Genomic DNA, 12,707 nt, shown 5'->3' on the forward strand with positions numbered 1-12,707 from the left:
ACGATGCGGAAAAACTACGGAAGCTCATCTTGATGTACTCCATCATCGCACTGGGGTTGCAACGGTTGACTTACCTGTCCCGGCTAGATCCCGATGTGCCCTGCACGCAGGTGATGAGCGAAGAGGAAGGGCAAGTTCTCTATCGCATCGCCAATAAAACGAAAACCCTTCCTGCCAAGCTGCCTACCCTGCAGGAGTCTGTGTTGGCTTTGGCCAAACTGGGAGGCTTTTTAGGGCGCAAGAGCGATGGAGCCCCGGGCGTAAAGGTGCTGTGGAGGGGGCTCCAAGTGTTTCGCAACGTCTTGGATACGTATCGATTCTTACTGTAAATTTCCGGAAACGTTGTGGGGCAAGCTTAGTCACCGCAGTCCGTTAGAAGCGGAAATGCAGCGAAATGAGATTGTAACGTTCACGGATGTCCCTTACAGGCTGAAAAGGGGGCGATTGTGGGGAAAACCCCCTTCTAATGGTCGCGGATGTCCATTAGAATCGTGAATTTGTAAAAATCAGCCTCTAAAGGTCAGCGGTGACCGTTAAAGACAGGTCCTTTCCGTATCTGGAAGATATCTTCCGTCGTTGTGATATACGGATTCTGCATCGGTCTATTCCTCTTTTGTTGGGTAGAACTTTCAACCGTACAGGATTGGCAGATGTTTTTCCAGTTTTAGCTATCCATTCATTTGTCAAGCACTGATTGTGGTGTTGAGTCAATTTAATATATTGAATTGAGAGATTCATAAAAGAGCAGGCCTTCATTCGCAGATTATAGTTTTTTGCGAATAAAGACCTGCTCTTCTTTGAATGTGTTCATACAATTACAACGATATCGTTCAATTATTATGAAACCGTCTGTTAAGTGCACGGATTTTCCTGTTTCGGTGAATTGCTACACGTCTCTCATTAAATATCACGAACACTGTGGACATCAGATCCATTATTTTAACAATTCAAGGGGTTTTTGCGGTGCTTCCGGACATGAAAGCCCTTATTGATGCAGAAACCGCGCCAAAATCATGTATTTATTGCAAATAACGGAACCTATGTCCGTAACTCTTGCCAAAAAGAGATAAATGGTAAAATAGCGTACCTCATGTCCGTAACCCTTACGTCCATTCGCTATAACTGTACATATACTATGCTTGCTGTTCATATTGTACGCTGGTCAAGTTGTGCCTATTATGCTTGCGCTTGTGCATGTTGTACAGTGCTATAGCATGGCATCCCATGCCATAGCGATGCTTTCAGTAATGTTGCGCAGACTAATCTATAAAAAGCCAATTGCTGCCATGATTTTCGAATCTATCGAATCTATGCTTCGTCTATGCTTCATTACCGCCGTGCGCCAGCAAAGAAATTCCAGCCCCCAACACTCCCTGGATTCCCGGAATCTTCAGCCAGGAGCTCTTTGTAATTTGCTGCTACCTTACGGTATGCCTCAACGTACTGTTCAATAATTTCCGGACGGTAATGCTTAAACCATGGAATCCCAAATACTTTGGCACCGATGCCTTCAGAGACAGGCAAGCTGCCCCTCTCCTGGCGCACATCCCGGTTCGCATTGGCAATGACGGTCGGCTTGCCATGTCCGTATACATCAACCTCATGGAGCAGTGAATGGAGATGCAGCGGCAAATTGCAGCCAGGGCTAGCATCCGCTCCCTCCGCTCGAACCGCTTCACAGAAGCGGGAGACGGACAAGCCGCCAAGCTCCTCGGCAACGTAATGCCCATGTGTCGCATACCAGCCGCCCATTGTACTGCCGCTGCCCGGATCTGGCCGATGCGCGCGGATCCCAGGGACGTCTGCCAGCTGGTCCCAGAAGTAGTTCATCGCTTTGTCAATTTCGCCAATCCGCCGATCGTACTCCTTCAATTGAACTCTGCCAACTGCCGAACTCATTTGATGCATACGATATTTATACCCGCCATAAGGGACGCCTATATGCGGCCGCAGCGCCTCGTTCTGGATGCTATCGTTAAAGCGCTCATAATGGCCAAGAGCAATGGCTCGTTCATAAATGTCTCTGTTATTAGTTACAAAAATACCGCCTTCTCCAATAGCAAACGATTTGCCCGCCATCAGAGACATCGCCCCAACGTCCCCGATCGTCCCGACCCTACGACCTTTGTAATAACCGCCTTGAGCATGAGATACATCTTCGATTACCTTGATATGATGCCTTTCGGCAATTTCCATAATCGCATCCATATCTGCCGGATGTCCCAAATAATGCACCACAACAATCGCTTTCGTCCGTTCCGTAATGCGATGCTCGATATCCTTGGGATCGATACACAGCGTCACCGGATCAATTTCTGCAAACACAACAGTCGCCCCCAATGAGAAAGCGGGCAGCGCCGTGGCCCAGTAAGTAACACTCGGACAGATGATCTCATCGCCTATCCCAACTTCACAGCCGTACATCGCTGCTTGCAGGGAATTCGTTCCGTTATTGAAACCAAGTGCATAATCCATTCCGAGCCAATCCGCGAATTCCTGTTCGAACTTCTTCGTAACATCTGTCCCGGACATCGTCCCTTTACGGAGCACTTCCAATACAGCAGCCTCATCTTCTTCTGTAACGATTGGCCAGTGAAACATCTCGGCTTCTACCTGTCCGACTGCTTTGGGTCCCCCTAGCAGAGCAAGCTTTTCATTACCCATGTTAAAAACCTCCCTTATCCCCAATGTGTGCTTAACAAATATCTCATATCTCTTATACAGCCCCTGCAGCAAGCTGTTTCCGGCAGATTACCCCATAGCGGGTCTCAATTGTTTCTCCTGCTAATGGAGCATAACTCTCTGGCATAGGCGCCCAAATAACTGCATTCGCAGGCAGTGGCATCCCCACTTCAACAGAAACATTCGTATCATCCACCGCAGTGACCTTGATGCTCCGGCGCGCCCGCTCCCAATCGTTAATTTCTTTCCCTCTCCAGAATACGTAGCCGCGCTTGCGAGCTTCTGCCACAATTTTGCGGAATGAGTTGCGGACCGTTTCCCGCATGCCGATATGCGTTTGATGAACCAGAAAGTGGGCAACTCCGCCGTCAACCTTACTTATCTCCTCGAGAAAGGGAACAATGATCGTGCTGTCCGACCAATGTGAGGATAAGTCCAGATCCTGCGTCAAAAAGCCAATCTCAAGAACATCATACAACCGGTTCTGATCGTTCGACCACGCTATTGGAAAATAGGGATGACAGGTGCCGAATAAGAAGCCCACGTTACCTTTTTTGCTCGGACCACGAGTTTGGTCACTTTCGATCCCTCGAGCCTCGCACCACTCGAACAGCTCTCCCCAGCCTTCAAAACGGGTATAATGATTTTTATTGGAAGTGACTTTATCCAGTGCTGCTGTTTGCTGCAAAAGGAGAAGCTGACGATCAAAATCATCCTGATCCCATATGCGGTCGTCTGACTCCAGTGCATTGTAGTGAAATGCGAGCTCGTGACCTGCCGCTTTTATTTGATCATAAATTGGCGTGCTGTATCCGGGTTCGATGATGCACCAGGTGGACTGTATCTGCAGTTCGTCCAGAATAGCCAGGGTCGCCAGTGCATATTCCTCCACATTTCCGTCACTGTCATGCGAGATCGTAGCCACACGCTCTATACCGTCCGGCCAGAAGCCGACGAAAGGCAGCGTCAGCCCCTGCCCAACCGCTGTACGCAGCAGACGTCCGATAAACAGTTCCCGCCAAAAATCCGCATACGGATAGGCGATATAAGGGTTTCCTGTTTCCGTGTAAAGACGGTCATGATGCCAATCCATCTCGCTCCGGTCATCAGCCTTTAGAATTCCTTCATTAATTGGCGCAGATCCATCCAATGCCGGAACGCCATCCTCCAGCACCGGGCTGTTGCCCTGCTGAAAACCGACGATAGTTGCCGGAATATCGACAGCCCAACGATCGAATAAGCCTTCTCCAATCCGGAAGCGCTGCAGAGCGGCGCCAATAGGAGCTCCCCCAGGTTCCCCCCGCCGCAGCTCACCTGCTTCCTCCTGCAAAAACTCATTCTCCGCAGAAGAAGACTTCCAAGGTGACGCCTGCAGGAACCGGATCACCTCTGCCTTATCATAAAAAGCTCCAAATGCCGCATACCCAACAGTGCCTCTTTCTTTCCACATACAGCCCAGCTTGGCAGCAAGCGCATTCAAACCGGCAAACGAAATAAGCACGCCGCCCTGCTCTACATATTTCCATAGAACTGAAGTTGATGCTGCGTCATCCTTTACCGAGCCAGCTATCAGGATATCGAACGAGCTGTTCTCGACCTCCCCGATATCACGAATAATCTCGAACGGAATTCCAGCATGAGCAAGAATTTCTTCCGTATAGTTGGCAAAAACATTCAGACCGTACGTCCAGCGGCGCTGAGCTTCACTCTGATCCAGCAGAAGTCCAAGACGTGCAAGTTTCATCTTATTTTGTCATCTCCATTTTTAAAATATAATAATATGTATCATACCTGTATTATATTTTAAAGTGTGAAAAAAAACTACCCTTTTCGCAAAAAAATCTTCCCACAGCCTATAGCCTGCATCCTACAGACTACGGACTACAGACTTCAGACTATAGTCTGATCCAGTTAGGATCTTTTTTATAAACCCCATGCTTCTTTAAGTAAATGAATCCCCTCTTCGATCGCGACCTCCTCCATCCCCCCAAATCCCAGGATTAGATACGAGCGGGGACATTCCTCCGGATTTAGCCAATGATGCTTCGGAGAATACACACCTATTTGTCTTTGCTTCGCTTCCTCAATTAAGGCTTCGCTTGTCCGTCCTTTTACATCCAGCAGGATATGCAGACCAGATTTAAGCCCGATAATTTCTACCTTTGTTCCCAAGTGACGAGAAATCGCATGAATAAAAACCTTATGCTTTCCTTGATACACCCTTCTCATTTTACGAATATGCCTGGCAAAGTGACCGCCGTTCATAAATAGAAATACTGCTTTTTGCAGGATCGGTGAGACCGACTGACTATATAGCTGAAGCTCTGAACCAATCCTATCCATAATCGCAGCAGGCAAAACCGTATAGCTGAGCCGTGCTGCAGGTAAAAAGGATTTCGAGAAAGTACCTGTGTAGATAACCCGATCTCCCGAATCAAGTGCCTTCAAGGATGGAATGGGCTGTCCCAAATATCGGAACTCACTATCATAGTCATCCTCAATAATAAGGCTTTCATGCTCGTTGGCCCATTGCAATAGCTTCATCCTCTTTTGTATCGGAAGAACCATGCCCAGGGGAAACTGGTGAGAAGGTGTGACATACACAGCCTTGGCATTAGAATTGTACAATTCTTCTATATTTAATCCGTCCGCTTCAAGAGAAATGGGCATAATTGTACAGTCATTATTTTTTAATACGGTTCTGACCCCCTCATAGCCCGGGTTTTCTATACCGACCACCTGTCCCCTTAAAGGCAGCAATTGACACAAGAAATTGACGGACTGCTGAGTACCTGAGCTAATAAAAATTTGTTCGGGCACACAAGTTATGCCTCTGGATTGAAACAAATACCTCGAAATTTCTACCCTGAGCTCATACTCCCCCAATGGATCCCCATAACCTAGCACCCCTGAGGATTCCTTATGTAAAGCATCCAACAAGCAGCTCTTCCAAACCGCCATCGGAAAACGTTTAATTTCTATGTGACCATAACGAAAATCGTACTTATACTTCTCAGGACTACTATCCGCATTACTATTAGCATTACTATTTGCAGAAGAAACTACAGTGGAAATCGAAGCAGAAGGCTCAGCTTCAGACGCTGCAGAAGTAGAATCCTGGATCATATCTTCCAATGGCAGGACCAGAAAACCAACTCGTCCCTTACTCTCTACATACCCTTCAGATAGCAACTGCTGATACGCTGCCTCGACTGTATTTTTGCTAATTTTCAAATGCTCGGCCAACTGGCGGATAGAGGGCAATTTAGTCCCCCGGACAATGATGCCCGCCTCAATTTTTTCCTTGATATAGCTGTACAACTGAACAAATAACGGATTCTTTCCCAACTTGTCCAGCAAGGGTGTTATTTCAATCATCTCCAGACACCTGACCCCTTCATATTAAATAAAACTGTCACTTTTCACAGGTACAATAATCTAATATTATGACCTTATCACAAATCCTGCCGTACAGAAAGGATGACAACCACTATGTTTCCCATAAGAATGCAAAAAAGAGAGTGTACCGATCTACTAAAAATCCAAACCTTTTTATTGCATGCAAAAACAGGCTACCTGGGGCTTTCCGCCAAAGATACTCCTTATGTGGTTCCCCTAAATTTCACTTGGATGAATGAAACCATCTACTTCCATGGAGCAGCAGAAGGCCGCAAAATAGACTTTATTCGTGACAATCCTTCTGCCTGCTTCACAGTTAGCGAGGAATTCGGCACTATAACTGATACCGTACCTGCCCATACAGATACTGCTTATATGAGTGTTATGATTTTTGGGAGCGTAGAGTTTGTTACAGATCTAGATGAAGCTGTTGAAGCGATGCAAAGTATGCTGAACAAATATGTTCCTGGATATTATGACCAACCGCTGTCCAAAACGCATGTTGAAAAATATAAATCTTCGTTAGGCAGCCGCACCTTAGTGTTCAAGCTAAATCAGTCATTCCTTTCCGCCAAGGAAAATGAACGTGATGAGCATGCCATGTTTTATGCCGGGAAAAAAATCCAATAGGAGCGTTTTTGGAAGCTGGGAGCGCTACGAGAGAACGAGAGGGAACGGCTGCAGAAGTGAGAAACAATCTTTAAGGCAGCCGCTAACGCTCTTCCTCCCATAGCCATAAGCCCCACCCTCTTCTCTGCTATAATCACACGAGTCACACGTACACCCAGCTCAAACCGGAAACCAGCAATGCTTTTTCTCCTGATTGGAAGAGCATTTTCCGTGGACAATGGTGCTGGGAATGAAAAACGCCCCCGCCAGTGCGTGCAACCAAGAGGAGCTGCTACTTTAACGATGATTTTCATCGTTAAAACTCCAACTTCTCTCCACAACCTTATCTTAACGATGAAAATCATCGTTAAAATTCCATTTATGCCCCCGAAGATCCCATCCGGCCTCTTTTAGCGATGAAAAACATCGTTAACGTGACCTATTGACCTGGAACACTTGCTTTAACGATGAAAAACATCGTTAAGTGGAGCACACGCTCCATTCGGGGAGCCGGCCTTCTTACCAGTTGTTCACTACTGTTCACTAATGTTTACTACTGTTCACTACTGTTCACTACTGTTTACTACTATTTACTTTTCCTCACTATCGTTCTTCCTCCCACATTCCATCCTTCCAGCTTCAAAGTGCCGAACCTGCCACGCTCAAACTGACTCACTTATATTTTCAAATACAAATATAAAAAAGAACCGTAAGAATAAAGACTCCTCACGATTCATTGACATTGATATTGATTCTCAATTACTATGGCTTTATACACGTTTTCAACTGTTTATAACTAAAATAAATGGAAAGTGCCCCAATCATCAATAGCACATTTGTGGATGAGTACATCATAATGACTACTAGAACAAACACGGATAAAATAACGCCCGATACGTTTACTAGCCTATTATTAAGCACTTTAATGCCTGCTAAAATTCCAATCAAGGCGTTCATCGCCAAAAAACTATTCGCAATAAGAACTAGAGATTCTAAATCAAACCACCCAAGCTGGATCAAAAAGATCACTATGAGATTCACAATCCCTATAGTGCTGATGGCCACAAAAGGAATGTTCTGCCGGGTACGCTTTGACATGAAAGCAGGCAATATTTGATCCTCTGATAAAGAAGCTGTCAGTCTGGATATTCCCCCTACATACAATAAATAGGTCGATGCACAGAGAAAAATGCCAAGAAACGCTATAATTAAATGACTCCATTCACCGAATAAGGGATGCATAATGGCTGCGAGAGAAAAGTCTTTGTTCCAATAGCTTTTTATATCTGTCCATTGCACAGCTGCTGCGACAACCATATAGACAACAGCAATGACAATGAAACTTAAAATAATGGCTCTCGTAGTCGTCTTTTTAACATCCTTGACCTCTTTGGTGTAATTACCTATAATGTCCCAGCCGAATACGGCCCAGAACAAGAGCAAAACCGCATACCCGATATGATTGACCTGAAAAGGAGTTGTAATGGCAAAAGGCTTCGGGTGTATGGAAAGGCTGACGACTGCGGCTACAAATAAAGTAATGGCAGAAACAGTAGACATCAAAAAAGACAATTTTCCAATAAACGTGATCTTACAAAATAACAAAAGGATACATGCAACAGTAAAACTATAACAAATAAAAATACTACTGCCTATTCCAACTTGCGCCATATATTCACTAGCTGTCATTAATACAGCCACTGCCCCCACGGATACTCCTAAAATTAGAAATAAAGAAGCCAATACTTTGATATGCTCTCCAAAAGCCATACAAATGGCATTCGTGATACCCCCATCACCCGGATATTGTATACTGATTGCACCAAAAATATAAGCCGCAACAAGACTCACTCCGATGATAATGATCCAGGCTGCAATAGCCCAATCTCCAGCAATTTGATAAACAGTATTAGGCAGCATGAGAATACCAGAGCCCAGTATAGGCCCAATAATTAATCCACTAAGGGTAAGCACTCCAAGCTTATTTTCCTTAGCTAAAGTTTTCCTATTAATGTTCACAACCAGCCTCTCTTTATTTATCTCTGTGTTATGTAACATTATTATAAACGGTCTTGTTCCGTATAGTGTAAATCCAAAAAGCTATGGCGTAATATAGTATAAAGCTATCTCAAGATTTAGTAACTCGTTGTAGTTTTCCTAAATATTGTTCTCCTAAGCGGCTTAGGTTCACATTTTTATGTGTAATGGTTCCTATGTGTATTTCCTCATCGACCTCTAAAGGGATTGCAATAAAATCATTACCATGAAGCTCCTCACTAATAATGCCCGTAGAAATCGTGTACCCATTAAGTCCAATCAGCAAATTCACAATCGCGGCCCGATCACTTACTTTAACGCTTTTTTTGTGCTCCAAGGTACTGAGTATCTCTTCAGAAAAATAAAAGGAGTTATATTCACCCTGCTCGAATGACAAGTAGGGAAATTCCTCCAAATCCTCGATACGCACACTTTTTCTTTGAGCTAACGGATTGTTTATACTAATAAATATGTGCGGTTTGGCTGTAAAAAGCTTTGAAAAAACAAGATCACTTTTTTTTAATAATTTAAGAATAATTTTTGAATTGAACTCGTTCATATATAATACGCCAATCTCACTACGCAGGCTTTTTACATCATTGATAATGTCGTAGGTTTTGGTTTCCCTGATTGTAAATTCATATTCTTCTGCACCATGTTCCTTGATTAGATCTACGAAAGCATTTGCTGCGAAAGTATAGTGCTGTGTAGACACTGAAAAATGTTGTTTTGAAGGCTTATAATTTATATATTTTTCTTCCAAAAGTTGATATTGCTGCATCATTTGCCTTGCATAACCTAAAAATTCCGCACCTTCCGTCGATAAGCTGATCCCTTGATTGGTTCGATTAAAAATTGAAATATGGATTTCAGCTTCTAATTCTCTGATAGCATTAGAAAGACTAGGTTGTGAAATAAACAGACTTCGCGCTGCTTCACTAAATGAACCTTTATTGGCAATTTCAACAGCATATTTTAATTGCTGCAATTTCATAACGCACTCCCCCATCCCTTTACACCCGTCGTATTATTTTAAATCTACTGATCAAGAAAAAGCAAAGAAAACCATCAGAACCATCCTGACGGTTTTCTAACTGGTTCCCCTTAATTCTTTATCACACGGGCTATCCCTTGCGCTGCAGCTTCCGCCGATTCCAGACCACACCAGTACAGCACCATGGCGGCCTCCAGCTCCTCCAGCACCTTCGGATCGTCGTACATCTCGTTTAGAAACAGACTGTTCTCGATCCGGTCCTCAACAATGTTCAGTGATTCCAGCGTTAAGCGGTCCCATTTCTCCTCATTAACGGAGCTAAGAACAGACAGGTATCCCGCGTCTTTGCTGATCTCCTCCTGAACCTCCTTGGATAGCGCAGTTTCCAAAAAGCGCAAAGCCCAATCCACAGCCCCGCCATCGGCAGGCACCATGAAAACACTGGCCAGCATTAAAGTGGACTGGTTCTCGCCAAAAGGCAGTGAGGCTACCTTAGGTTCAAATTGCAGCTTCTCTTTCCCCCATCCCGCAAGCTCGACCGAATTCGTCAGCAGCATTCCCGCTTTACCATAGACGAAAGCCTCGGATTCCACTTGGGTTCTTGGATTCATAATAGCGATCCGCTCCCGGTACAACAAATCGTGCATAAAGTTCAGTGTCTTTTCAATTGCCTCCAGCTTCACAGGCTCTTTAAAGCTGAACCCGTTTTGCAGAGCAAAAACCGGCCAGCGGTTCAGTCCCGTCGATATCGAAAATCCATATTGATCCAGAATCCCGTCGCCATTCGTATCAAGCGTCAGCTCCCGCGCCGCGCGAAGGAAATCGGCCTTGCTCCAGCCAAGCTCTGGTTGTGCTATGCCATACTTATCAAACAAATCCGGATTGTACACCAAATATATCGTGGAAAAAGTGACTGGAACCGCAAGCATCTCATCATTCCGGTGAAACGCATCTACCAGGCGTGGATATAGCAAAGCTAAGCTATCAGCAAGCGGAACTTTCAAATCGATGAATTTCTCTTCGCCCTCCGCTTCAAAGCAATGTCTATCCGCTGTAAAGATAATGTCCGGCTTCAAGCCATTCTCACTGTTGGAGCGCACATACCCCCAAAAATCTTGAGCCGGAAAATTGTACAGCTTCACTTCGACATGTGGATACTTGCTTTGGAAGGCTTGAATGATCAGATCCATACACTGATTAGCAAAAAATGATGGCGCTGCCGCAAAAATACGCAGTACCTTCCGGTAGTTCTCAGGTATAACCAAATCTAAGGCAACCGTCGTGCCTTGTCCTACTTTTTTTACAATCAGTCCTTCCTGCTGCAGCTGATCCAAGGATTTTCGAACTGACGTTCTACTTAAATTATAGTGCTTGCACAGCTCATTTTCCGAGAGCAAGAATTGCCCGGGCTTGATATAGCCAGATAGAATTTGCTCACGTAACATATTGGCCAATTTGGAATAGCGAAATTCGCTCTCTCTTCTCATAGGTTTGTCCGTCCATTTCATAATCATTGTCTAAATCGTAGTCATCATCAAGTTGCTGATGATACAAGTATATAACAATCTTGTGAAAATAGAAAAGAGGACCCTCCAAATGCAGGAAGGTCCTTCTATGAGCATTACTTTGAGCAATTCATTGGGCAATAAATTGGGCACTACTACGGGCATTACCCCTAGCTTACTTTTAGGCCACTTCTTGGCTTATATTAAAGCTACTTTAAAGCTAATTTAGGCTTGGTTAATACCCAGCACTTGTGCCATAACCGGAGTTAAACCTTCTGCCATGCGCAAGAAACCAAGATCAGTCGGATGCACACCGTCTACTGTACATTCCTCAAAGTCTTCACCAAGCAGCTCCGAGCCATCGTAGAAATAAATGTTTCTGTCCCCCTGCCGCTGCCGCTGGGCAACCGTTTCCTCCTGGACCTGTTTCATTGCTAATCGTGCCTTCATAGCTTCTTCGAAGAACTGCTCTCTGGCGTATTTGATTTTGGACAGTACAAGAATCGGCACCTCCGGATGGACGCGGCGGTAAATATTAATAAATTCAGGAAGTGTAATCCCCATTCGCTCAGCGTTAAGACAGTTCGCCTCATAATCCAGCACCAGGCAGGCGGGGTCAGGAATCGTTGCTATGATCTCAGCCAATTCAGGCTCCCCGAGCCCGCTTCCGGAAAAGCCCAAATTAATAAATTCGAGCGGGAATTTGCGGCTTAAAATGTTCGTATAGGCCATGCCGGGGCGGCAAGCACATCCACCTTGCGTAATCGAGGTGCCATAAAAGATGGCGCGTCCTGCGTGCTTATAAGGTATGGGAGCTATAACTTCAGCATTCGGCTCAACGCCGATTTCCACATCAAGAACCCCTTGATAAAGCGGAAAATTAATGATAATATTGCGATTTTGCTTCTCTAAAGCGTCAAAAAAAACGCTCTCATATTCCGTCTTCGTATGATCATAGGTCGTCGTACTGTAATATAGCCATTTCCCTTCACTTTCAATGTAACAGTCGAACCCGCATTGGCCGGTGGCCGGCATATGATACATATTCGCTGCACCCTGAAGCTTCACTCTGATCTTAAGCACAGCAGAATTCGTCTGAAAACGGATTTGTCCACCCGCCGTACAATTCGCAAGCTCCTCTACTGCGTTAGAAATCTTATGTGCCGGAGACTTCGGTAACCTGCGGTACACACCTTCCTCCTCGAACCAGGCTAAACCCGCGATGTGAAACGGCGCATGCAGTGGTGAAAGCCATTTCGTATCTCCTGTCTGGGGCAATTCAAGACTCATATTGGCATCAAGCTCATCAATGCGCAAAGCTTTTTTTTCCTCCGGCATTATCATTCTCCTTGTACTGTATAAGTATTTTTAACTTGCACTTGCTTCTCTCCACACTTTGTATCGGATTTAGTATGGGAATGAGCGCCTCCAGAAATAGCTTGTTTCACAATTGAATGCGCTGTTATGTATGTTATTAATTT

At 44.9% G+C, this 12,707-nt stretch carries 9 protein-coding genes; 2 read left to right on the forward strand and 7 right to left on the reverse strand.

The annotated features are described in order from the left end of the window. A partial coding sequence (locus tag J2Z66_RS00005) for an IS4 family transposase (protein WP_281068769.1) occupies positions 1–329 on the forward strand: 329 nt, incomplete at its 5' end. Positions 330–1,329: 1,000 nt separating this feature from the next. On the opposite strand, the gene J2Z66_RS00010 is transcribed toward J2Z66_RS00005, so the two are convergent. From J2Z66_RS00010 to pdxR, 3 genes are all read right to left on the reverse strand, one after another. Beyond that, positions 1,330–2,664 (reverse strand): DegT/DnrJ/EryC1/StrS family aminotransferase, encoded by a 1,335-nt coding sequence (locus J2Z66_RS00010; RefSeq protein WP_209968247.1) that lies wholly within the window; start codon positions 2,662–2,664, stop codon positions 1,330–1,332. A gap of 52 nt (positions 2,665–2,716) precedes the next feature. Then, positions 2,717–4,426 (reverse strand): polysaccharide deacetylase family protein, encoded by a 1,710-nt coding sequence (locus J2Z66_RS00015; protein ID WP_209968249.1) that lies wholly within the window; start codon positions 4,424–4,426, stop codon positions 2,717–2,719. Between the two features lie 179 nt (positions 4,427–4,605). Then, a complete protein-coding gene (pdxR, locus tag J2Z66_RS00020) occupies positions 4,606–6,060 on the reverse strand; it encodes a MocR-like pyridoxine biosynthesis transcription factor PdxR (RefSeq protein ID WP_209968252.1) in 1,455 nt (484 codons plus the stop codon). A gap of 114 nt (positions 6,061–6,174) precedes the next feature. Here pdxR and J2Z66_RS00025 point away from each other — a divergent pair, with 114 nt between their 5' ends. Continuing rightward, on the forward strand, positions 6,175–6,711 hold the full coding sequence (locus J2Z66_RS00025; RefSeq protein WP_209968255.1) for a pyridoxamine 5'-phosphate oxidase family protein: 537 nt from the start codon (positions 6,175–6,177) through the stop codon (positions 6,709–6,711). 741 nt (positions 6,712–7,452) lie between these two features. Here J2Z66_RS00025 and J2Z66_RS00030 read toward each other — a convergent pair. From J2Z66_RS00030 to J2Z66_RS00045, 4 genes are all read right to left on the reverse strand, one after another. Beyond that, positions 7,453–8,709 carry an APC family permease gene (locus J2Z66_RS00030; protein WP_209968258.1) on the reverse strand — a complete coding sequence of 419 codons (1,257 nt, stop codon included), beginning with the start codon at positions 8,707–8,709 and terminating at the stop codon, positions 7,453–7,455. Between the two features lie 109 nt (positions 8,710–8,818). Then, positions 8,819–9,721, reverse strand: coding sequence for a LysR family transcriptional regulator (locus tag J2Z66_RS00035; protein WP_209968261.1), 903 nt, complete (start codon positions 9,719–9,721; stop codon positions 8,819–8,821). A 110-nt stretch (positions 9,722–9,831) separates the two neighbouring features. Next, entirely contained in the window at positions 9,832–11,208 is a 1,377-nt protein-coding gene (locus J2Z66_RS00040; protein WP_209968264.1) for an extracellular solute-binding protein, read from the reverse strand. A 243-nt stretch (positions 11,209–11,451) separates the two neighbouring features. Beyond that, positions 11,452–12,564 carry an SGNH/GDSL hydrolase family protein gene (locus J2Z66_RS00045; RefSeq protein WP_209968267.1) on the reverse strand — a complete coding sequence of 371 codons (1,113 nt, stop codon included), beginning with the start codon at positions 12,562–12,564 and terminating at the stop codon, positions 11,452–11,454. Positions 12,565–12,707: the final 143 nt, after the last annotated feature.

The organism is Paenibacillus eucommiae (genome assembly GCF_017874215.1).
In the GTDB taxonomy this organism is placed as follows: domain Bacteria; phylum Bacillota; class Bacilli; order Paenibacillales; family NBRC-103111; genus Paenibacillus_AI; species Paenibacillus_AI eucommiae.

Excerpts from the sequence above, each read along its gene's own strand:
- J2Z66_RS00010 (WP_209968247.1), bottom strand. The coding sequence starts at position 2,664 with ATGGGTAATGAAAAGCTTGCTCTGCTAGGGGGACCCAAAGCAGTCGGA.
- J2Z66_RS00015 (WP_209968249.1), bottom strand. The coding sequence starts at position 4,426 with ATGAAACTTGCACGTCTTGGACTTCTGCTGGATCAGAGTGAAGCTCAG.
- pdxR (WP_209968252.1), bottom strand. The coding sequence starts at position 6,060 with ATGATTGAAATAACACCCTTGCTGGACAAGTTGGGAAAGAATCCGTTA.
- J2Z66_RS00025 (WP_209968255.1), top strand. The coding sequence starts at position 6,175 with ATGTTTCCCATAAGAATGCAAAAAAGAGAGTGTACCGATCTACTAAAA.
- J2Z66_RS00035 (WP_209968261.1), bottom strand. The coding sequence starts at position 9,721 with ATGAAATTGCAGCAATTAAAATATGCTGTTGAAATTGCCAATAAAGGT.
- J2Z66_RS00040 (WP_209968264.1), bottom strand. The coding sequence starts at position 11,208 with ATGAGAAGAGAGAGCGAATTTCGCTATTCCAAATTGGCCAATATGTTA.
- J2Z66_RS00045 (WP_209968267.1), bottom strand. The coding sequence starts at position 12,564 with ATGCCGGAGGAAAAAAAAGCTTTGCGCATTGATGAGCTTGATGCCAAT.